Origin of the sequence: Streptomyces sp. Je 1-4 4N24, assembly GCF_026239515.1 — a bacterium.
GTDB lineage: Bacteria > Actinomycetota > Actinomycetes > Streptomycetales > Streptomycetaceae > Streptomyces > Streptomyces nigrescens.
This window is the reverse complement of sequence record NZ_CP110836.1, coordinates 2,023,373-2,045,256: the sequence shown is the minus strand read 5'-3', so window position 1 is coordinate 2,045,256 and position 21,884 is coordinate 2,023,373. Positions and strand designations below refer to the sequence as shown.

Here is a 21,884-nt window from a genome sequence, read left to right as displayed (position 1 = left end):
GGCACCGTCCATGGGGTGTTACTGCCAGTCGACGACGATGCGGTTCAGCGGGGTGTCGAGAGCGAAGAGGCCGGGGCGCTGCTCGATCGCAGGGGCGTCGAGGGGTTGGAGCTCGAAGGTCGCCTCACGACCGCGGTAGTCGCGGTCCCAGGTGCGGATGGCGTCCGCGACCTTCGCAGCCAACTCGTCACTGCCGGGGCCGTGACCGATGACGCCGAACTCCCACAGCTTGCCGCCTTCGGGGGGCGTCTGGTCGGACAGTCGCCGGGCGAGGTAGGCGACGGCGCCCTTGTCGATCGCCGCCGTCGACGACGGGTAGGGGTCCTCGGCGAGCAGCGTGCCCTTGGCGGCCTTCGGGAACAGCATCCGGATCAGGCCGGACGGCAGAGAGCAGGAGACGAAAAGCTCCATCCACTCCGGCGACTCCATGGCCCGGACCATCATGCCGGTCCACTCCTCGGTGCGCGGCTGGTCCAGTACACCGGCCAGGGCGTCGGCATCGATGTGCTGACCCGCGGGAGCCTGGAGCCGTACGGTTCCGTCCGCGCTGAGGGGCACGACGCGACGGTCGTCATCGGCGATGCCCCTCCTGAGCGGCATGAACGTATTCATCTCGCTGCCCAGGGACATCCATCGGCCGTCACGCTGCTCGTAGGCGATGGACCGAGACACGCTGCCCTTGAGGCGTTGGGGGACCACGAGCCGGCCGCCGGGGGCAAGCTGGTCGAGCCAGGCGTGGGGGACGCCGTGCGCGCCAACGGTGGCGACGATCCGGTCATACGGTGCGCCCTCGGCGTGACCAACGGCGCCGTCGCGGGTCAGCGGCTCGACGTTGAGGACACCGGCGGCGGCGAGGTGGGTGCGGGTGCCCTCCACGAGGTCGTCGTCAACGTCGATGGTGGTGACGTGTCCGGTCTCGCCGACCAAGTGAGCAAGCAGAGCGGCGTTGTAGCCGGTGCCGGCGCCGAGTTCGAGGATGCGCTCGCCGGGCTGGGCCTCAAGCTGGTCCAGCATGAGGGCGACGACGCCCGGCTGGGAGGCGCAGGAGATCGACGTGCCGTCGGCGTCGTACTTGATGTTCACCGGCGAGTTGGCGTAGGCGCCTTCGAGCGAAGCGTCGGGCACGAACTTGTGGCGGGGCACGGTGCGCAGTGCGGCCTCTACGTCGGGCGTGCGGGCATGCCCGTCTGCGCGGATCTGGTCGACGAGGGCATTACGGAGTCGTTCGGCGTCGGCCTCACGGGTGGCGGTTGTGTCGGTATTCACCGCCCTGACGCTAACGGTCTCGGCTGTTCCCTCGGCGGGCGACGCGGTGTTGTCACTCGAACCCATGACTGCCTCTCGTGCGATGTTGGACATGGCGCTCTGGTCGTCCAGGGGAAGACCTGCGCGGTTGGCGTGGAAGATCACGTGGTGAGCGACGACGGCTCGCAGACCGCGTGTGAGCCCGCCGTCGGCGGCAAGGAAGGCAAGCGTTGTACCGGTCCGCTCGAAGGCGGTCACCCACTCGGTGTGCCCGTCGAGCGGGCCAGTCGGGCGGCACAGACTGCGGGCCTCGATGGTCAGCAGCTTCTGCATGGCCGGTACGAGGGCGGCGGCCCGCACGGGGGCTAGAGCTTCGGTATCCGGCCGGAGCGCGGCGACCTTCGCCCACACGTCTCCCTGCTCGAACCAGTCCAGATTGGCGGCCCGCATCATTGCGCTGATCAGGAGGATGGCGGTCTCCCGCCGGCCCAGCCGCCCTGGGCCGGTCTGGTAGGTGAGCAGGTGGCGACTGTCCTCATGAAACAGGTCGTGGGCTGCGTTTATGGCCTCGATACCGCCGAAAGCCGCGGTCTCCGGCTCGTAGATGCCGGGCAGCCACGACCGGACCGTGCCGTCGTCGACGAGGTCGCTCAGTAGGGACTCGATGAGCGGGGACGGCTCGGCAGCGCGGTACCGCAGCGGCCAGGGCTGCTTGTTCATGAACCACCAGTCGTTGAGCTGCCCGTCTTTCTCGGCCATGAGCAAGGTGGGGCCGAGGCGTTCGGTGATGGCGCGCTTGCCGGTCTCGCGGTCGGCGAAGGTGACGTTGTGCTGGTGCCAACGGTCCGGGGGCATGTTGGAGGTCCTTCGGTCGGTGGGTCAGGCGATGAGCAGGCAGGAGTCCCAAGGGGATCGGGGTGGCGTGGCGGTGGCGGGGGCGAGGAGCGCCAGGGCGATACCGGCAGCGCCGTTGAGGAAGCCGACCCCCGTCTCCTGGTCCTGCACGGCCGCCGTGGCTGCGTGTGCGGGGTCGGTGCCTGGCGGGCAGACCGTGGTCAGGAGTGGCGGGATCGCTGCGCGGAGCTGTCCGACGGTCGAGGGGTGCGCGTCGTCGGCGGTCCGGGCGGTGACGTGAGCGAGGCCGGCGAAGCCGTGGCATAGGCCGTTGTCCGTGGTGGCCTTGAGCTGGACGGGATCGGTGAGGGCGTTCACAAGCGCGTTCTCCGCCTCGACCTGGCGACCGGTGTCGCCGAGGGCGAGAGCGGCGAGTTGCTGGGCGCGAGCGAGGCCTGCTGTTCCGTAGCACCACGAGGGGCGCTGCGGCGCGGTCGGAGCAAGGTGCCCTTCGCGCAACTCGGTGCGGGTGACCCAGTACGGCCAGGCGGGGCCGCGGCGGCCGGTCTCCACCTGCCAGCCGCTCAGCCACGCCAGGATGGCGCGCATGGCTTCGTGGTGGCCGTCGACGAGGGTGCCGTGCCGGGCCGCGGGGGCCAAGAGTGCGAGCACTCCGCCGATGCCGTGCGCGACGCCCGTGTTGGCGTGCCCACCAGGGAATCGGTCGTCTGACCGGCCCGAGGGCCCCGTCGGTGTCCACCAGCCCGGCAAGTGCTCGCCGTCGCGGCTGACTGGTTCGGTGAGGCGTACGCAGTAGTCGAGGACGGAGCGCATGGCGGCGCTGGCAGGGCTCCGGCGCAGGAGCTGAGCGCCGTAGCCGGTCAGGCCCCGGATCACGTCGAATTCGGCAAGCAGCGGCAGTTCCCCGGCGTCGATACGGCGCTGCGCGGCCCCGAGGCGGCGGCAGATGTCCTTGGCCATCTGTGCGTCCAGGGTGTCCAGGGCGCGCTGGTAGGAGCCGGGAAGGTGCTCGGCTACGCAGGACAAGGCGTGCGCGAAGGCGGGGGCTCCGTAGAACGGGTGACTGTCGGGCCCGCTGGTGAACGGCTGTCGGGCTGCGGCGGAGAGCCAGTCGTGGGCGCGCTGCCAGGGGCCCAGGTCGGCGGCGGCGCGTTCGATGTGCAGCAGCGCGATCCCCGACAGGCCGTGGGCGAGGTGCTGCCGATCCGCGGTCGCAGTACGGGCGTCGAAGGGCGCGGTCTCGGGGTCGGCCAGGAGGTCGGCGACGGTGTGCGCCAGGTCCAGCGCGAGCGGGGAGGTCACGGCATCCTCCCGCTCGTGTGGGCGGTCCATGCCAGGGCTGCGGCACGCGCGAGGTAGAGACAGATCTCTTCCTCGGGGAAGTTCACAGCGACGTGCCGTACGAAGTGTGTGTGCAGCAGGGAGGACATGACGTCGTCGACGGCGATGCCGTCGGTGTCCGCCCCCGGCAGGTGTGGCCGGTAGGCGGCGAGCGTCGCATCGCGGTCGGCCCAGGCCGCCACGATGGCTGCCCCGCCTGGAACGCCGCGCAGCGCCGCCCAGTCGTCGCGGGGGTCGGCGAGCCGCACGGCGTCGGTGAACTGTGGGCGCGGCACCGCAGCGGGGGCGGCGGCCGGGATGTGGTCGACCAGCCAGCGCATCCCGGCCGGTGTGCTGCCGAGGAACGCGCAGGCGATGGCGACGGTGTGCGCCGCCACCAGGGTGCGCTGGTGTGGGCGGTGCGGCTGGGAGAGTTGAGCGAGGATCGCGCGGGAGTCTGCGCGGAATACGTCCTCTGCCGCGTCCCACGCTGCGCCGGAGCCCCAGCGGCCCATCTCGCGGTAGGAGGTGGGATAGCGCAGGTCTGCCAGCAGTCCGGCGCTGCGCAGCTCGTCGGCCCACGCGCTCACCGTGCGGGCTGTCTCTGCGAAGGCATCCGGGCCGGGGAGGGCGATGCGCAGGCGCAGGTGCTGGTCGGGGTCGCGGAAGCGGATGAACCACCACGGTGGTTGATCGAGTCGTTCGAGGAGGTCGGGCAGGTGCCGGGATAGCAGGGTGTCCTGGCGGCGGATGTCTCCGTACAGGGTGGCCAGCAGAACCGATGAGGCAGCGGGGGTCTGAGCCTGGGCCGGAGAGAGAGTGCGGGTGGGGGCGGGCCTGGGAAGCGGTGGCCAGGCCGGCGGCTGGGTCGCCTTGAGGGGGACCACGACCTCGTGGGCGCGGCCGTCGCACCAGCCGTACGCCTCCGGTGGTGCGGCTTCGACGAGCACGGCCACGCGGGTGCGGTCCAAGTGCTCGCGCAGCAGCGGCCGGTGGCCGGGCTGGTCGAGGTCGAGGAGCAGGCGTCGGTCGTCCTGGACGAGGTAGACCCGCCGAGGCAAGCGCCGCCGAGAGCGCCAGTCGGTGAGCGCGGCGTCCCACTCGGGCCGGGGACGGTCGTGTCCGGGCAGCTCAGCCGACTCCAGCCGCCAACGGGCGGGGGCGAGCACTGTTCGCCCGTACCGTAGACGAGGCAGGAACGGCATCGCGGCAGCGGTTCCCCAGTCGAACACCGTGACCTGCGAGCACTGAGCGCGGGATAACTCGGTGAGAAACCGCACCAGGGGCGGGGTATGGGTGTTGAGGTTCAGCGCGTGCATGCCCAAGGCTTCAATGCGGTGGACGCGCTCGGGAACGGCCAGGTACATGCGGCGACCGTCGCAGCCCACCGCCAGGTCTTCGGGCGTGAGTACGTCGTCGGCCGGGGCACGGTGCTCCTGCAGGCTGATCACAGTGGACAGGACCTGCGGGGCGCGGGTGACGTGGGCGCTCTCGGGCATCAGCGGCGGGAAGGCGAGCTGCGCTGGCACGGTATCGCTGTCGGCGGCCGGGAGGTTGGACAGCTCCGCGGCGAGTGCCTCGCGATCGTTGGGTGCCAGCACGCTGAGGAAGCGGCCCGTGGTGACGCCCGCGCCGCGCGACACGCTCACGACCTCCAGTTGGAATTGTCCGCGTTGAAGCTCCTTCGCGTCGGTGGCGTGCACCTGTACTCCGACCTCCAGGTGCGGCGGCACCCGGGGGGTTTCAGGCCCCACGTCCAGGGCCGCGACCAGCTCTTCGGTGAGGACCACCTCGTCGCGGCCGTCGAGCACGGCGGCCTGCGCCAGCCGTACCAAGGCGTCGTCTCGGGAGGAGACGCGGGGCCGGCGTGCGCCGGGCGGGGCCCCTGGGTAGCCGTCGGGTAAGCCGGTGCCGCTGTCGGCAACGACCTCCTTCAGAGGAACCATCGTCCCGATGCCGTACCGTTCGTAGAACCGCTGGTGGTATGCGCCCCAAGCTGCGGTCCCGTACGGGCGGGTGCTCACCTGGGCCAGGACTAGAGCGGCGCGCTCGATCTCGCGGGCGACTTCTTCCGGCAGGTCGAGTTGCGCGTCCAAGCGCAGGTCCAGGGCTAGTGGATGACGGCGCAGGGTGGGCACGAGAGCCCGCATGCGCGTCGCAACATCGTCACGGCCACTGCGCGTGGCGCACTTCTCCAAACCGGCCCGGATCGCCCGCAGCTCGTGAACCGACGCAGTGACGGGGGCGATGTTCTCGGCATCGACGGCATCGAGCTGGTGCAGCAGGTGGCCTAGGGTGTCGGTCTCGGTACTCGGTGCATGGAGGGTTGTGATCAGCACCCGCCGCCGGATCAGCTCTCGGAGCAGCCGCTGGACCTTCTCTGGCCCGGCCGCGGGGAACTCTGTCCGGACCTTGTTCGCGACCATGCCGACTGGGATCGGCGCCCGGGTCGCTGCGAGGACTGCTCTCACCGGATCGGTCAGTGCCAGGGACGTCTCGACTGCGCGAGTTCGCTCGTTCTGGACGTCTGGCTGGTATGGCACGACCAGCCGGTCACCGCGGCTTGTCACGGTGTTGTTGACGACCACGGGCAGGCGTTCGAGCAGTTCGGGGCACGCCTCCATCCGCTCGACGATGGCGGTCAGCCACTCTGCGCTCGCGCGACCGACGGGCATGTGCTCTGTGCCCCATGCGGCGCGCGCCCGTTGGTCGAACGCGGCAGTGGTCACTCCAGCGAACAGACCGAACGGCGTGGCCCGGTGCTCCGCTCGCAGCAGATAGCGGGCTACGGAGAGTGCCACACGCCGTAGGCCGCGCCCGGAAGGCTTGTGGGCTGCACACAGAGCCCGCACCTGTGCGGCGAGGACTGGGCTGGCGTGCTGAAGGGCTTCGGACACTCCGTCGTGTGCCCACACCGCGCCCAGCCACGTGAGAAGGGCTGCCGTCCCCTTGGGGGAACGGTCATCGACGTCAGGGAACGGAGGAACGGACAGCGTTGGCTGGCTGACGGCGCGCACGAGAGCGGTACGGGTGGTTCGGAACACCGGGGGCGGAGCAGCCACCACTACCTCCATGGGGCAAGAGACGTTCGGCCGGTGCCGCCACACGACTGAGCGCGACGGCACCGGCCTGGAAGGCTCAGGGCCTCGGTCAGGCGACGTTGGTGGTGCAGGCGCCGCAGGTGCTGCCGCAGCCGTCGTCGGTCAGGTTGATCAGGCCGGCGGCGTCGGCGACCTCGACCAGGGTGATGTCCAGGTCGAAGCCGTCTGATGTCGTCGGGCCCTGCGGGCTCGCCTTCGTGCTGTGCGTAATGTTCGGGCTCATGCCAACTCCCGTTGTTCAGAGGTAAGTTGCGGATGGTGGTACGGCCGGACACCTGTACGTGCGGAGCGTATTGAGACAACTACGGCGCAGCGGCGGTTCCCAGCCACCGGCTAGAGGCGCCATGATCACGAGTGAGTGTGCAGGGCCGTTTCTCCCCGGGCCGGGTTATTGCGCCGCCCCACGAACCGGGCTCGAATCAGCCAGTTCGCCAGGGCGGCCGTCTGTCAGGCCATGGCCTCTTCGAGCTGCCGGTTGAGGACATCTGAGAGGCGGTCGGCGTCGAGCGTGAGGCGGACGATGTGGTGATCCGAGATCTCCTCGGGTACCTCGATCACGGCCGCGGTTGAGGTCGCGGCCCTCGCGCCGTCGGCCCTTCCCAGGCGCAGCTGGTCAGCGCGCAGCGCACGGCGGGTGCCCGCGGAGTCCTCGGGGATGAGCTGGGCTCGGCAGGGTGCTCCTGGTCCTGGATGCTCATGCCGCAGCCTTCTCCCTCTGGGAGGTGGTCGCGACGCGGCGGGGCGGGACGACCCGCAGGTCGGGCCGGATCTCGCCGGTGTCGTCGAAGAGCAGGATGCCGTTGCACAGCAGCGTCCAGCCCTGCTCGAAGCAGGTGGAGATCGGGTGGGCGGCGTCCGCGTCGGTGGCATCGGCGGCCGGGCATGGCGGTGTGTGCGAACACATGGGCATTCCTTTCTACGTGGCGGGGGTCCACGGCACGCCGGGGACTGCTGGTGCGGCGCGGGTTGGCACAGGGGTCATGACTGATCTCCCCATTGCGGTGGGGTTGATGGTGAAGAAGGGATCGTGGCCGGCCGCCGCTCGCTGCGTGCGGGCGAGGGCGGCCGGGGCGCCAGTTCCCAGCGTCGGTATGGGCTGGGCAGTGGCGCCGTCCTCTCTCCGCGGGGTCCCGGGGCCAAGCCGTGCGGGCGGGGGCACGGTGGCCGCGCCGGGGCAGAGAGGACCCACTTGGAAAGGCCGTCGGCGCGTCGATGACCGCACACGCCGACGGCCGGCTCATGGACCTGACCGGAGGGCTCTCAGCAGTCGTCGCGCGCCCTTCACATTGACGCGCCCAAGGGTGATGGCGGCCTCTCCGTCACAGCGAATGCAGTCATGGTGGACGTAGAAGTCGATCAGCTTTTCGCCAGTGACGGCGCGGAACGCATCGCACAAGCGGTCGCCGACCTTGTGGTGGTAGACCGAACCGTCAGGGTCGTTCTCGTCGTAGCTGGCGTTGAGGTCCTGCTGTGGAGTCCCCAGCAGGACGGCGAGGCGCTCGGCGACGGGCACGGAGAGTTCACCCAGCCCGATCTGGTCGTCGGAGACCGTAGGGTCCGCCATGTCCAGGTCGTGTGCGAGGAAGGTCCGACGCAGCCGGTCGGCGGTCTTGTGGGCGCTCCGCATGCCCTTGCCAATCAGCCGTGCCAGCTCTTCGGCTTCGCGGACGTCGATCGCGCGCAGTCCGATGTAGTGCCGGTCGGGCACGGCAATGGGCTGAACACTGTCGATTCCAACCAGACAAAGGACAGCATGCAACTCATGGGCAGCCGCCACTGCCGCGGGGTAGCCAAGGGGTTGGTCTGGTGGAGATGTGTCGTTGCGAGGGTCAGTCATGTCTTCTCCAGGCATCGGTGCGGGCGAAGCGATCGGGCACGGGGAGGGTTCAGGGCACGCCGCGCGCACTGGCCGGAGCGTCACACCGACCACCGCCCGTCGACTGACGCGGCGGCAGGAGCATCGCGTGTGCCTGTCTCCAGGACCTCAAGTACGTCCTGGGCGGTCAGGGCCAGGCGGCGGACATGGCCTCGGGTCGAAGGAAAGTCAGTGGGGACAGGCTCAGTGTCGAGTCGGTGAGCCCTGTTGAGGGCCTCGTTGAGCTCCGGACACGGGTTTCCCTCGGCCCGCTGCAACGCGATGTTGATCAGCTGGCTCAGGTGGTTCCGGATGCGGGGCACCAGCTTCTGCGCTTCTTCCAGGGTCAGCAGAGACGATTGCAGCCCCAACACGGCATCCAGGTCATCGTCGATGTCTTCGAGGAACCAGCTGTGCATAGCAGTGAGGTAGGCGCGAAGCGTCGTGACGGCGAAGGGCCGTGCGCATTCGACGTCCAACTTCTGGGCCTGACGATGCGGCAAGTTACCGCGATCGGCCCGTAAGGAGGACTGCGTGTGAAGGACTTGCACACCAGCCGCAGGTCCTGCTGCTGGCGAGAGACGAGCTGAACTGCGCTCCTCGGCTGGCTTCGCCATGGGCCGAGAAGGACCCTTGCTGCTTGGCAGGTTAGGCATCGGAGGTGTCCGTTCGGCAGGCGATGACGAATGACTGGAGTTCGTGAAAGCAACATGCACTGGGGGTGGGTACTCGCTCAACCGACGCCTACGTCGGAACCTGCGCCTACTGAGAGGCAGTTGACTGTTCCGCCTGAAAACCCGACGGAAAGCGTCGGATAATCGAGTCCGAGTGCTGCCCCGCCCCTACATTTAGCCATCGACTTGGGGAGGTCCCGTGGTGGCTGACAGTTCAGGAGTCCACAAGCCCTCGTGCGCCCGACGAATTCACGAGCGAGGCGCTGCCCTGGGGTGGTCTGTGCCGCAAACAGCTGCAGCGATCCACGAGTGCTGCTCTGTCAGACGGCTTCGTGCGTCGCTCGTGGCCTCACGCTTACGCAAGCAGGCGAGGAGCTACGCCGCCTCGGCGAGACCCGTGATACGAGCCGCTTGCGAGCAGACGCAGATCAGCTCGGTCTGTGGGAGACCGGGGGGCGGGCGCCGCGGGCTGCGATGGTCGCCTTGCTGTGCGAGTACTACGAGGCCACCTCTTACGAGCTCGGGCTCGGAGACGCTGGGCCGGCCCAGGCATACCCAGCGACTGTGTCGCTTGGCATCTCGTCGCTGCCAGATGCCTATCCGGCGGTAGATCCCCTTGCCGACCGCGTTGATTCGGTGCGTCGCTCTGTGGACCGGACGCTCGCCGCAGGAAGCGTCAGTCCTGGGCAGTTAGATCTCCTTGAGGAGCGCCTGCTGCTCTCTCGACAGGAGTACGTCTCCAAACCCCCTGCGCCGATGCTCAAGCAGCTGCTCATTGATCTGCAAGAAGTGGAAGGACTGGCCAAAGACCGCCAGCCGGCTTCGGTACAGGTTCGACTCGCGGAGATGACTGCTGTTCTGGCCACCCTGATCGCCGACGCGCTGATGAAGCTTGGGGACTTGCATCGTTCTCGGTCGTGGTACAGCACAGCCAGGCACGCGTCCGATGAGAGTGGCAATCTTGAGCTGCGTGCACGTGTGCGGGCGCAAGCAGCGATGCTGCCGTATTACTACGGCCCGCTGGAGTCAGCCATCACGCTCGCTCGCGAGGCTCGCATAATGACGCGCAACAAGCCCTCTCCCACCGCCGCGTTTGCTGCCGTCGCTGAAGCACGGGCCTTGGCCCAGCAGGGCGGCAAGGCCGCCGCCGAGACGCGTATCAGAGATGCACGTGCCATTTTCGACCAGCTTCCCGCCGCCTCAGACGAGGACGCTTTCGCGTTCCCTGTACGCCGGTTCCTGCTCTACCTCAGCGGCGCCTTCACAGCCTTGGGCCAGAGTTCCCAAGCACGAAGAGTCCAGGAAGATGCACTGGTCCTCTATCCCGCAGGCACCGGCATCGACCCCGCTCTCCTCCATCTGGAAGCCGCACTCTGCCTCGTGCATGATCACAGCCCGACCGAGGCGTGCCAGCTCGCCGCGGCGACATATTTGCGAGTCCCCGAGGCCCACCGCACACCGATTCTGGGGGCGCGAGCGCGCCGTGTGATTGAGGGGCTCCCTGGCGCGAATCAGGCGACGCGGGCAGCGAAGGGCCTACGCGAGCTACTGGAGCTTCCTGCGGCCTCAAGGTGACAGTCAGGGTAATCGTCCGCCAGCCTTGAGCCATGACTGCACCCCCCGCACCTCTGCCTGGTGGGTTCGATGAGGCCGAACTTCAGCGCGTCCTCGACCAAGCATGCTCCGCTGTTGGGCTGAACCCAAAGGGTGCCCAACTCCTGCGCGGCCACACCAACGCCGTTGTTCGCCTCAGTGCTGCCCCAGTAGTGGTCAAGGTCGCCCGCCGGGGATCGAAGTTCGAGAACGTGCAACGCACGGCCAAGTTCGTCCAGTGGCTCATGGACCGTGGGTTCCCCACGGTCCCCTTGTATCCGGTGGATGGTCAACCGTTGGAGGTCGACGGGCACGCCGTGACGTATTGGACCTACCTTCCCCAACCGGAGCACTCGCTGTCAGCTGCTCAAATCGCCAAACCGCTCTTCGCACTCCATTCGCTCCCCATCCCCCCGTTTGCCCTCCCAGCCTTGGACAACCTGCGAGCTATCCGTTTGTCGATCCGCAGCATCACCGCTCTGTCGGATGAGACGAACTTGTTCCTCGCCGAGCGGGCAGAACGCTTGAAAAAGGCCCTCCATACCGTGGAATACGTCTTGCCCAAGGGCGTAGTGCAGGGTGACCCGCAGCATCGGAACGCTTTGTTCGATGGCGACGAAACCGTTCTCTGCGACTGGGACACAGTGGCCGTTGGCCAACCGGAGTGGGACCTGGTGACACTTGAAATCCATTGCCGGCGCTTCGGGTACAGCCACGATCACTACAAGGAGTTCGCCGATACCTACGGCTTCGACGTCACCTGCTGGCCACACTTCCCGATACTTCGGGACATACGCGAGCTGCGCATGATCACAACCAACGCCCGGAAGATCAGCCATGCTCCGTTGAGCCGAGGCGAGATTGAGCGCCGGATCACGGGTCTCCATCACGAGGACACATCGCTCAGATGGAACATTCTGTGACGTTTGCTATTAGGTAGGCAAGCCTGTCGTCGCTGCAACGCAAGGCCACACCGCCCTCGACTGCTGATTGTGACCTACGGCAGGCGACCGCCAGCCTGGAGCAGTGGCGCAACCGGCTCCCCGCCGCGCCGTGGCTTGCCCTGGAGTGCGCTCCAGCTCCTAGCGTGGGCGCACGATCTGCAGCTGTCGCTGAGCGAAGGGAACATCGTGCGCTACACACTGTTCGGCAGGACCGGTCTGCGGGTGAGCGAGCTGAGCCTGGGCGCCATGACCATCGGCGACGACTGGGGCTGGGGCGCCCCCAAGGACACCAGTGGCCGGATCCTGGACGCCTACGCGGAGGCGGGCGGGAACTTCATCGACACCGCCAACAACTACACCGGCGGTGCCTCCGAGCGGATCCTCGGTGAGCTGCTGGAAGGCCGCCGGGACCGCTTCGTCCTGGCCAGCAAGTACACCTGCGCGACCCGTAAGGGGGAGGTGAACGCGGCGGGCAACCACCGCAAGAACCTGGTCCGGTCGGTGGAGGCGAGCCTGGACCGGCTGCGCACCGACCACCTCGATGTGCTGTGGGTGCACGCACGGGACAACTTCACTCCCGTGGAGGAGGTGATGCGGGCACTCGACGACGTGGTGCGCTCGGGAAAGGTGCTCTACATCGGCGTCTCCGACTGGCCCGCCTGGGAGATCGCGCAGGCCAACACCCTTGCCGAGCTGCGCGGCTGGACCGCCTTCGCGGGCTCGCAGCTGCGCTACAACCTGCTGGAGCGGACGCCGGAGCGCGAACTGCTGCCGCAGGCCCGCGCCTTCGATCTGGCCGTACTGGCCTGGGCGCCGCTCGCGGCCGGCAAGCTCACCGGCAAGTACCGCCGCGGCGAGACGGGCCGACTGGACGTTGTGGACGCAAGCTCCGCGTGCGACCACAACGAGGAGGAGACCGTCACCGCGGTGCTGGAGATCGCCGAGCAGGGCGGCTGGAGCCCCGCGCAGGTGGCCCTGGCGTGGCTGCGCAGCCGGCCCGGCAACATCATCCCGATCATCGCCGCCACCAAGGAGAGCCAGCTCCTCGACAACCTCGGCGCCGTCGACATCACCCTGGACGCCGACGCACTGGCCCGGCTCGACCGGACCAGCGCGGTGCCGCTGGGCTTCCCGCACGACTTCCTGCGGGAGCCGGGCATCATCGAGAACGTCTACGGCGACCGCTGGGCCGAGATCGACGACCGGCGCTCCACCTACCGCCGTACGGCGAGCGAGATCCGCTGATCTGACGCCGTGTCACGGGCTCCCTGCGCCGTCGCCTGCGGGGTTCGCCCCGTACGCCGAACGCCGCCACCCCGGGGGTCCGGGCGGCGGCGTTCGGTGTTTCTGGGCTGCTGGTCATCCGCAGCCGCGGGCCCCGCGGAGGGGCGCCCGCCGGGTCAGTGCTTCAGCGCGCTGCGCTGCTGCCACTGCTCCCAGCTCTCCTGCCAGACCTCCAGGCCGTTGCCGACGTCGGTCTTGTTGGTGTTGCTGGTGCCCTTGACCTCGACCGTGGAGCCGATCGTCAGGAAGTCGTAGGCCCTCTTGGCGTCCGAGGTGGTCATGCCGAAGCAGCCGTGGCTGTTGTTCTCCACACCGATCGACTTGTTCCACGGGGCGGAGTGCAGGAAGGTCCCGGACGCGGTGAGGTGGGTGACCCACTTGGAGTCCAGGCTCCACTCGTCGCCATGGCCGATGGTGGAGGAGTCCATCGTCTCGGCCGCGTTCTTGCTGCGTACGGTGTGCACCCCGCCGCGGGTCGGGTCCTGCGGGGAACCGGCGGAGCCGCGGATGGTGCCGACGCTCTTGCCGTTCTCGTACATCGTCAAGGTGTGCGAGGGGACGTCGATGACGGCCTTGTGGTCGGCGCCGATGCTGAAGCCGAAGTTGTAGTCCCGGGCGAACCAGCCGCCGTCACCGGAGTTGATGCCGGACAGCGCGCCCTTCACGGAGACCTTGGTGCCGGTCGGCCAGGGGTCCTTGGGCCGCCAGTCGATGCGGTCCTTGCCGGAGTAGTCCTTGACCCAGCCCCAGGAGCCCTCGACCTTCGGCTGGGTGGTGACCTTCAGCGCCTTCTCTATGTCGGCCTGCCGGTCCTTGGCTATCGGGTTGTCGAAGAGGATCGAGACCGGCATTCCGGTGCCCACGGTCTGCCCGCCGGACGGGGTGTTGGTGAGCTTGTTGACCTTGCCGGCCTTCTCCGTAGTGAACTTCGCGGTGTCCGAGGACTCCTTGCCCCCGTCGGACTTGGCCTTCGTCCGCACGGTGTACGTGGTCTCCGGCATGACCTTGCCGTCCGAGTTCCATGACGCGCCGTCACCGGAGAGCCGTCCGGCGACCTTGCCGCCCTTGTCGTTCTCGACCTCGACCGAGGTGAGCTTGCCGCCCTTGGCCCGTACGGATATCTCGGAGCCGAGCTTGGCCGGGGCGTCCCCGGCGGCCGGGGTGACGGTCACCTTGGCGGCAGGCTGGTCCGCCTTCGACGCATCGCCGCCCGGCCCGCACGCGGTCAGCAGCGCGGCTGCCGCGGTCAGGGCGGGTAGCAACCGGGCGGAGTGGCGACGTGGTCCGGCGTGCACGGGGATCCCTCCAAAGCAGAACAACTGTCAGTGGCGGGGCCCGGCCCCGTGAGGGGGTCGCCGTCAGGGGCCGCCAATGCACCCGCCGCATAAGCAGAGGGTCTGTCCGCTGATGTGGTTGTCCCGTGCACGGGTTGAATAGGACACAGTTCGATATCGGGGCGTGAAAAAGCGGCGGGCGGCCCTCCCGGCCGCCCGCCGCATGCACCTGCTGCTGCCCTCGTCAGGTCGACGGCGGTGAGCCGCCGCCCGGGGACCCGCCCTGGGCCGACTGATCGCCGGTGGAGTGGTCGCCGGTCGTGGTCCCGGTGGTGTTCTCGCCGGTGGCGGTCCCGGTGGTGTTCTCACCGGTCGCGGTTCCGGTGGTGTTGTCGCCGGTGGTGGTCCCGGTGGTCTCGCCGGTCGTTCCGCCGTCCGGCGAGGTGTCACCACCGGTCGTGGTGCCCCCATCGGTGGGGGACGTGTCGGTCCCGTCACCGGGGGACCCCGTCCCGCCGGTCTCCGACGGCGAGGTGTCGGTGCCCCCGGTGGGCTGTTCGGTGGACCCGGGGCTGGTCTCGCCGGGCGACTGGCCCGGCGGGGGCTGGGACGAGGCGGGCCCGCTGGGGGTCTCGGCCGGCGGGGGCGTCGGGCGGTCCTCGCCGCCGGTGGTGCCCTCGGGACGCTTGAACCACTTGCCCGTCTTCGGGTTGCGCAGGGTGAATTCCTTGATCTTGGACTTCGAGGGCTTGACGACGACCGCGTTCGAGGACTGGTATCCGGGCCACTTGTTTCCGACCGTCTTCACCTCCCCCTTGAGTTCCGTCGGCGGCGTCAGCGGGTTACCGCACTTGCAGCGCACCCGTGGCACCCCGTATGAGTCGACCATGACCGCGGTGCCGGCCTGCAGGACCGACTGGAAGGTGGTGGCCTTGCCGCCCTTGAAACCGTGGTTGGTGACCCGGGTGTCATAGGCCAGCTGAACGGGCGTCAGCGACCGCAGATAGGACGGGACGTCGCCCGGTTTCTTGCCCAGGACCCCGGCGAACGCCCGGTTCTTCGCGGGGGCCTCCGTCAGATAGGTGATCTGCTTCTCGACGTCACAGCTCGCGCTCTTCTCGGTGCCGCCGTAGAGACCGGGCGTCGCGCCCGAGAACTCGCTGTTCCCGCCGCCGGACGGCTTTCTGGGCGTGGCGGACGCGGTCGGGGAGGAATCGTTGGCCGACGGCTTGGTGACCGGGTCCTGGCCGGTGGAGGCGGCCGGTTCGGCGAACACCTCGCTGGTCTCGCCCCCCGGACGGGTGAGCACGACGATGAGGATCACGGCCACGACCACGGCGGTCGCGAGGATCGCGACCCGCGGCGCGGACCGCCACCAGGGCCCGCCGGCTCCGGCACCCCCGCCGGCGCGACCGCCCCCACCGCCCCCGCCCCCGCCGCCTCCGCCGCCCTCGCCGGGCCCGCCCGGCGGAGGGCGGTAGCCCGGTTCGGTGGGCTCCTCCGGCTGTGCCTGCCCCGGCCGCGAGCCCACCTGCGTCGGCTCGTGCCCGGGGCTGGACGGCGTACCGGAGAGCGGGCCCGACGGCGGTCCTGTCGGGTGGCTGTCAGGCGGCGGTGGAGATGTCACGGGTGCCTCTTCCGGAGCGTGTGGGCCATCCGGCGATGCGAATTTTTGCCCGTTTTGTCTAGGTCAAGGACATTGTGTGTCCGGGAGCGGCGCCGTCCGCAAGCGGGGCGGCACGTCGGTGCTTACGGTGGTGCGTGCATGCCGTCCCTGCGCTGGATGCACGGAAATGCGTGTTCCGTGGGAGGGGGAAGCAGCTTCCGTCACCCGCCGGGGCAGGTGTCCATCCCGGAGGACCGTGGGTACCGCGGTCCCGCGAGCGGCAGAAGAGAGGTTGAGCCAGATGCGAGGCCCCGCGTCAGCCGGTTCCCCGGGTCCGGTACGCGCTCATGGCGCACCACCCGCCGTCCGGGCCTGGGTCCAGGCCCTCGGCGCGGCGCTGGCGGGCCTCGTCACCATGATCGTGGTCGCCGCCCTCGGCCTGTGGGCGGCGGGCGCGGCGGACCTCCCGGGCGGCGCGTTCCCGTCCGTGGTCGCGGCCACCGTGGTCGTCGCGGCCGGCGGCTCGGTAGGGATGGCCGGCGGCGCCGGGGGCATCGCGGAGGCCGATGCCGCCCTGGACGTCGTACCGCTGTCCGTCACGCTCGCCGGAGCGCTGGTGCTCGCCGCGGTCTTCCTGCTGCCGTTGCGCCACCGGGCGGTGGCCGGCACCCCGGAGCTGCTCGGCCGGATCGCCCGCACGGCGGTGTGCTGGCTGGTGCTTCTGCTGCTGATCGCGCTCGCCGCCCAACACAGCTTCCGGATCTCCGTGGGCAACGACCTCGCCGATCAGCTCGGCGAGGACCTGGGCACCACCCCCACCGTGGGCTTCCGCGCCGATGTGCCCGCGACGCTCGGCGTCGGGCTGCTGTGGGTGCTGGCGGTGCTCGTGCTGACCTTCCTCGTCTCCCGCCGGGCCCCGCTCTCGCCCCGGCTGCTGCACTTCCAGGAATTCGTCCGGCCACCCGCGTTCGCGATGCTGCTGACGCTGCTCGCCTACGCCGTGATCGGGCTGATCGCCGGCATCGTCGAGCTCCTCACCAACGACCGCCCGTCCCAGACCCTCGCCGTCATCTTCCTCGGGCTGCCGAACCTGGCCTGGATGGCGCTGGGCATCGGCACCGGCGGCGCCTGGGTGGGACACATCGACAAGGCCCTGGGGCTGCCCCTGCCGCACCTCCTCGACCAGGTGCTCCGCACCCACGGGCGGCGGACCCTCGACCTCGGCGCGCTCGCCGAGCACGACGGCCGGGCCTGGCTGCTGGTGGCGGTGGCGGCCGTGGTGCTGCTCGCCGCCGCCTTCACCGCGGCGGTCCGCTCCCCGGCCCGGCTGCCGGCCTGGCGGCACGCCGTGGAGCTGGCCGTCGCGCTGGCGCTCACCCTGTTCGTCGTCGGACTGCTCACCCGGATCTCCGCCCACTACGGGCTCTCCGTGATCGGCGTCGGCGACCTCGGCGGCGACCTGGGCGGCGAGATCACCCTGGAACCGCAGCTGCTCCGGCTGGTGGGGGCGGGCCTCGTCTGGGGGCTGGTCTTCGGCTTCCTCGGCAGCCTGCTGGCGCGGGGCGTACGGCATCCGGGTGAGGTACGGGAGCCGCCCGGGACACGGAAGCCGCCCGAGGCACCGAAGCCGTGACGGCCTGCCCGCCCTACCCCGCGCGGCCCGGGAACATCGGGGTCGCCCAGCGCGGCGGTGGCGGGGGCGCCGCGCTGCGCCGGCCGCCCTGGTCCGCCTGGGCGTCGACCTGCGTCATGGGGTGAGCCTGGGGGGTGCCGGCCGCCACCGGGGGCACCGCGGCCCGTCCCGCCGCGCGCAGTGCCGCGACGAAACCCCGGCAGGTCTCGTAGCGGTTCTCGGGGGCCTTGGCCAGGGACTGCTCGAACACCGCGTCGACGGCCTCCGGCAGATCCGGCCGCAGCTCCGTCAGGGCCGGCGGCGGATCGTACTGATGCGCCCACAGCAGCGCCATGTCGTCGTCGCGGCGGAACGGCGGCGCCCCCGTCAGCATCTCGAACAGGACGCAGGCCAGGCTGTAGACGTCGCAGCGGCCGTCCACCGGGCGGCCGGAGATCTGCTCGGGCGCCACATAGTCCAGCGTGCCGACGAACTGGCCGACGCTGGTGAACCCGGTCAGCGACAGGGACTTCTTCGTTAGCCCGAAGTCGGTGAGGTAGGCGTGCTCGGGGCGGTCGCTGTCGGTGCCCTCGGCGATCAGGATGTTGCCCGGTTTGACGTCCCGGTGCACCAGGTCGTGCGCATGGGCGGCGTCCAGCGCGGAGGCCACCTGGAGGGCGATCCGGCAGGTGGTCTCCAGCGACAGCGGCCCGTCGCGGTCGAGCAGTGCCCGCAGATCCCGCCCCCGGACGTACATCATCGCGATGTAGAGCACGCCCTCGGTCTCCCCGGCCTCGAAGACCGGCACGATATGCGGGTGGTCGATCGCCGCGGCGACCCGCGACTCATGGGCGAAGCGCTGCCGGAAGGTGTCGTTCCGGGCGAGCTCGGGCGCCAGCAGCTTCACCGCCACGGTGCGGCCGAGCCGCAGGTCCTCCGCGCGGTAGACCACCGCCATCCCGCCCCGGCCGATCTCGTCCTGCAGCAGATACTCGGCGATCCGCCGCCCGCGCAGCCCGGAGGAGTCGGGAGCGGTGGAGCGCTCATGAGGCCGGCCGGGCCCCCCGTTCACCGGATCTCACCCACGGGGTTCGGCGGCGGGGGCGGCGTCTCGCCGGGGTGGAGCGCGCGGGTCCGGCCGGGGTCAGGGGGCGGTGCCGACGGCCCGTCCGGGGGGCCCGGCGCCGTGGGGTCCGGCGCCGCGGGGTCCGGTTCCCGTCCGGGTTCTCCATCGGCCGAGGGGGTCGGCTGATCCGCCGCCGGTCCCCGCTCGTCCGGTGTCTCCGGGCCCGCCCCGGCCCCTTCCCGCTCCCCGGACCGCGACGACGGCCCCGCCGTCACCGCGTACGTCTGCAGCGACACCCCGTCGCAGTAGCACCAGCGCTCGTGCCGTGCGTCGTAGAGCCAGACCGCATCGCCGTCCACGACGACTCCCAGCCGGGTGCCGCGGGTGCGCCTGACGAAGGATTCGCCGTCCAGCTGCCCGGCGGCCAGCTCCTCGATCAGCTTGCGGTACCGGCTCAGTTCGCCCTCCGCGGCGCTCAGCAGCGGACGGGGGTCCGCGGTCCGGGCGCCGGGCTGCGCGGCGGCCGGCGGTTCGCGCGGCACGGCCAGCAGCAGCCGGCCGTCGACCCATGCCGACCAGCCGTTGGAGCACAGCGCCCGCGCCCAGTCGCCGCGGCGGTCGATGATCTGGACCGGCAGCAGGGGGTCGAGCGGTGCGGACGGCCGGGTGGTGTCGGGGGCCGACCAGGTCGCCATACCCTCCGGGGGGACGACATGGCTGGGGAGGAATTCCGGCGAGGTCACAGGCGGCTCCACGGCGCTACTTGCGCATGATCTCGGGCTCGTGCCGCCGCAGCAGCTTGACGACCACGAATCCGAGAAGCAGGGAGAGCACGAGCATCATGCCCATGTTCAGCAGCCAGATCCCCGGTTTGTGCTGGAACAGCGGGTCCGCGGTCCCCTGCGGCATGATGTGGTGCAGATCGATGGTGCCTGCCATGGCCCCCAGCCCCCACCGGGACGGCACCAGCCACGCCAGCTGCTCCAGCACCAGCACACCGTTCAGTTTGAGCAGCGCACCGCAGAACACGACCTGGATGATCGCGAGCAGGACCAGCAGCGGCATGGTGACCTCTTCCTTCCGCACCAGCGCGGAAACGAACAGGCCGAGCATCATGGCGGTGAACGCCAACAGCGCCACCGCAAGGGTGATTTCGATCAGCGGCGGCAGCAACACCCCTTTGCCGCCCGGTGCGTTCAGCTTGACGCCGATCAGCGCCACCAGGGTCAGCACCACGGCCTGGACGACCGTGATCAGCCCCAGTACCAGCACCTTGGACATCAGATACGCCGAGCGGGACAGGCCGACGGCTCTCTCCCGCTGATAGATGGTCCGCTCCTTGACCAGCTCCCGTACCGCGTTGGCGGCGCCGGTCAGCACCGCTCCGACGCACAGGATCAGCAGCGCGTTGACCGCCGAGTCCTGGGTGAGGGTGGACCCGGCCAGGGCGTGCGCCATCGCTCCCATCACGAACGGCAGCGCGACCATGATGATCAGGAAGGTCCGGTCGGCGGTCAGCGCCGCCGCATAGCGCCGGACCAGGGTGTGCAGCTGTTTGCCCCAGCTCTGCGCCTTCGGCGCGGTCACCGGGCCCGCCGGGGCCTCAGGGGCGTGCGGCGGCTGATGGGAGTCCGCGGCGACATAGCGCCGGTGCTGGGGCGAGGCGCGGAAGTGACCTGCCCAGTCACGCTCCTTGTCGTTCTCGAAGGCCTCGAACGCCTCCGGCCACTGCTCGTACCCGAAGTAGGCCAGTGCCTCCTGTGGCGGCCCGTAGTAGGCGATGGTGCCGCCCGGTGCCAGGACCAGCAGCCGGTCGCAGACGTCCAGGCTCAGCACGCTGTGCGTGACGACGATGACCGTACGGCCGTCGTCCGCCAGACCGCGCAGCATGTGCATCACGGAGCGGTCCATCCCGGGGTCGAGTCCGGAGGTCGGCTCGTCGAGGAAGAGCAGCGACGGTTTGGTCAGCAGCTCCAGGGCCACGCTCACGCGCTTGCGCTGGCCGCCCGAGAGGCTGTGGATCGGCTGGTTCACCCGCTGGTCGAGGCCCAGTTCATGGATCACCTCGTCGACCCGCGCCTGCCGCTCGGCCTTCGCGGTGTCCTCGGGGAAGCGCAGCTCCGCGGCGTAGCCGAGGGCCCGGCGCACGGTCAGCTGCAGATGCAGGATGTCGTCCTGCGGGACGAGTCCGATGCGCTGGCGCAGCTCGGCGTAGTCGCGGTAGAGGTCACGGCCGTCGTAGAGCACTGTGCCGTCGTCCGCGGGGCGCAGTCCGGTCAGCGCGTTGAGCAGCGTCGACTTGCCCGCACCACTCGGTCCGACCACGGCGAGCAGCGTCTTCTCACCCACCGGGAAGGACACCTGCTCCATCAGCGTCTTTCTGCCGTTGTCGACCCGTACGGCCAGGTCCTGCACGTCCAGCGACACCTCACCGGTATCGATGAACTCCTGGAGTTCATCGCCGACCAGGGCGAACGCGGAGTGGCCGATGCCGACGATATCGCCGGGGATCATCGGCGCCCGGTGCACCGGCTGGCCGTTGAGGTAGGTGCCGTTGTGGCTGCCCAGGTCGACGATCTCGAAGCCCTCGGCGCCGGCGCGCAGCTCCGCGTGCCGGCGGGAGACCGAGAGGTCGTCGACGACCAGGTCGTTCTCGGGCGCGCGGCCGATCCGGGTGGTCCGGGCGGCCGGCAGCGGCCTTACGGAGCTGGGTTGGCGGAAGGTGTGCGTGCCGGCCGGGTGCGAGACGGCGGAGGGCCGCTCGGTGCGGGTCGGCGGTGCCGGCGGGGTGGGCGCCGCCGGAGCGGCCGGCGGTGCCGGCGGTGGTGACACCCTGGAGAGCACCGCACACGGACCGTCCGCGGGGTTGCCGAACCGGATGACACTGCCCGGCCCGATACCGGTCTCCTGGACCCGCCGCCCGTCGGCGAAGGTGCCGTTGGTGCTGCCCTCGTCCTCCACCGTCCAGTGGCCCGACTTGGTGCGCAGTACCGCGTGATGCCAGGAAACCCGGGCGTCGTGCAGCACGAGTTCACATGCGGGGTCCCGCCCGACGTGGTAGACGCGGCTGGGGCTCATCACCTGGGTGCTGCCGTCGGACTCGATGACGAGTTCCGGCGCGGTGGGCGCATCCTGCCGCTCAGCCATACCAAAATGCTACGGCCGAGAGCCGGGCTCCGCCTGTCGGCGCGGCAGCGCACGTGGCACACAAAGTCCCCTTCTCAAAACGGCATTTCGGGTCATGATCACCCTTTATGCGAGCGAATACGACCGGTTACTCGCGAGAAAGGGCACAGGTCAACTAGGGTGAGCGCTCCGATTGGTCCCACCTGCAAATTCCATGGAAATGCCGGAATTTGCTGCACTGGTCGAAAGAAGTCCTGTGGAACCCAGGACTGCACAGTGCAGTGCAGGGCTACGTGGTGTCGGTAACACCGCTGAACGTCGGCTTTGTA

At 69.8% G+C, this 21,884-nt stretch carries 16 protein-coding genes; 4 read left to right on the top strand and 12 right to left on the bottom strand.

Annotation, left to right across the window (positions count from 1 at the left end):
- Positions 1–18 precede the first annotated feature (18 nt).
- From fxlM to SLV14N_RS08655, 7 genes are all read right to left on the bottom strand, one after another.
- On the bottom strand, positions 19–2,100 hold the full coding sequence (gene fxlM, locus SLV14N_RS08685; RefSeq protein WP_263268905.1) for a methyltransferase, FxLD system: 2,082 nt from the start codon (positions 2,098–2,100) through the stop codon (positions 19–21).
- 24 nt (positions 2,101–2,124) lie between these two features.
- Entirely contained in the window at positions 2,125–3,402 is a 1,278-nt protein-coding gene (locus tag SLV14N_RS08680) for a lanthionine synthetase C family protein (RefSeq protein WP_263268903.1), read from the bottom strand.
- The gene (locus SLV14N_RS08675) at positions 3,399–6,494 is read right to left on the bottom strand and encodes a lantibiotic dehydratase (RefSeq protein ID WP_263268902.1); all 3,096 of its coding nucleotides are present in this window, start codon (positions 6,492–6,494) and stop codon (positions 3,399–3,401) included. The genes SLV14N_RS08680 and SLV14N_RS08675 overlap by 4 nt, the downstream gene beginning before the upstream one ends.
- 76 nt (positions 6,495–6,570) lie before the next feature.
- Complete coding sequence (locus tag SLV14N_RS08670; RefSeq protein ID WP_263268901.1) at positions 6,571–6,744, bottom strand: FxLD family lanthipeptide; 174 nt, start codon at positions 6,742–6,744, stop codon at positions 6,571–6,573.
- A 471-nt stretch (positions 6,745–7,215) separates the two neighbouring features.
- Positions 7,216–7,425, bottom strand: a complete 210-nt coding sequence (locus SLV14N_RS08665) for a DUF5999 family protein (protein ID WP_263268900.1) — start codon at positions 7,423–7,425, stop codon at positions 7,216–7,218.
- A gap of 333 nt (positions 7,426–7,758) precedes the next feature.
- The gene (locus SLV14N_RS08660; RefSeq protein WP_263268899.1) at positions 7,759–8,298 is read right to left on the bottom strand and encodes a hypothetical protein; all 540 of its coding nucleotides are present in this window, start codon (positions 8,296–8,298) and stop codon (positions 7,759–7,761) included.
- 140 nt (positions 8,299–8,438) lie between these two features.
- Positions 8,439–8,795 (bottom strand): DUF6415 family natural product biosynthesis protein, encoded by a 357-nt coding sequence (locus SLV14N_RS08655; protein ID WP_263268898.1) that lies wholly within the window; start codon positions 8,793–8,795, stop codon positions 8,439–8,441.
- 819 nt (positions 8,796–9,614) lie between these two features.
- Here SLV14N_RS08655 and SLV14N_RS08650 point away from each other — a divergent pair.
- The 3 genes from SLV14N_RS08650 to SLV14N_RS08640 all read left to right on the top strand — a co-directional run bounded on the left by SLV14N_RS08650 (position 9,615) and on the right by SLV14N_RS08640 (position 12,832).
- Entirely contained in the window at positions 9,615–10,625 is a 1,011-nt protein-coding gene (locus SLV14N_RS08650) for an XRE family transcriptional regulator (RefSeq protein ID WP_263268896.1), read from the top strand.
- A gap of 32 nt (positions 10,626–10,657) precedes the next feature.
- The gene (locus SLV14N_RS08645; protein WP_263268895.1) at positions 10,658–11,566 is read left to right on the top strand and encodes a phosphotransferase; all 909 of its coding nucleotides are present in this window, start codon (positions 10,658–10,660) and stop codon (positions 11,564–11,566) included.
- 207 nt (positions 11,567–11,773) lie between these two features.
- A complete protein-coding gene (locus tag SLV14N_RS08640; RefSeq protein ID WP_208680428.1) occupies positions 11,774–12,832 on the top strand; it encodes an aldo/keto reductase in 1,059 nt (352 codons plus the stop codon).
- A 155-nt stretch (positions 12,833–12,987) separates the two neighbouring features.
- On the opposite strand, the gene SLV14N_RS08635 is transcribed toward SLV14N_RS08640, so the two are convergent.
- Positions 12,988–14,166 (bottom strand): Ig-like domain-containing protein, encoded by a 1,179-nt coding sequence (locus SLV14N_RS08635; RefSeq protein ID WP_263268894.1) that lies wholly within the window; start codon positions 14,164–14,166, stop codon positions 12,988–12,990.
- 223 nt (positions 14,167–14,389) lie between these two features.
- Positions 14,390–15,475, bottom strand: a complete 1,086-nt coding sequence (locus SLV14N_RS08630; RefSeq protein WP_263268892.1) for a DUF6777 domain-containing protein — start codon at positions 15,473–15,475, stop codon at positions 14,390–14,392.
- Positions 15,476–16,043: 568 nt separating this feature from the next.
- Between SLV14N_RS08630 and SLV14N_RS08625 the strand changes: the two genes are divergently transcribed.
- Positions 16,044–17,384: a streptophobe family protein gene (locus tag SLV14N_RS08625; protein ID WP_263268890.1), complete on the top strand. Its 1,341-nt coding sequence runs from the start codon at positions 16,044–16,046 to the stop codon at positions 17,382–17,384.
- Between the two features lie 13 nt (positions 17,385–17,397).
- Here the strand turns inward: SLV14N_RS08625 and SLV14N_RS08620 are convergent, their stop codons facing one another.
- The 3 genes from SLV14N_RS08620 to SLV14N_RS08610 are packed head-to-tail and all read right to left on the bottom strand — an operon-like array spanning position 17,398 to position 21,576.
- Positions 17,398–18,378 carry a serine/threonine-protein kinase gene (locus tag SLV14N_RS08620; RefSeq protein WP_263273074.1) on the bottom strand — a complete coding sequence of 327 codons (981 nt, stop codon included), beginning with the start codon at positions 18,376–18,378 and terminating at the stop codon, positions 17,398–17,400.
- A gap of 53 nt (positions 18,379–18,431) precedes the next feature.
- The gene (locus tag SLV14N_RS08615) at positions 18,432–19,172 is read right to left on the bottom strand and encodes a hypothetical protein (RefSeq protein ID WP_208680424.1); all 741 of its coding nucleotides are present in this window, start codon (positions 19,170–19,172) and stop codon (positions 18,432–18,434) included.
- 16 nt (positions 19,173–19,188) lie between these two features.
- On the bottom strand, positions 19,189–21,576 hold the full coding sequence (locus SLV14N_RS08610; RefSeq protein WP_263268889.1) for an FHA domain-containing protein: 2,388 nt from the start codon (positions 21,574–21,576) through the stop codon (positions 19,189–19,191).
- Between the last annotated feature and the right edge of the window lie 308 nt (positions 21,577–21,884).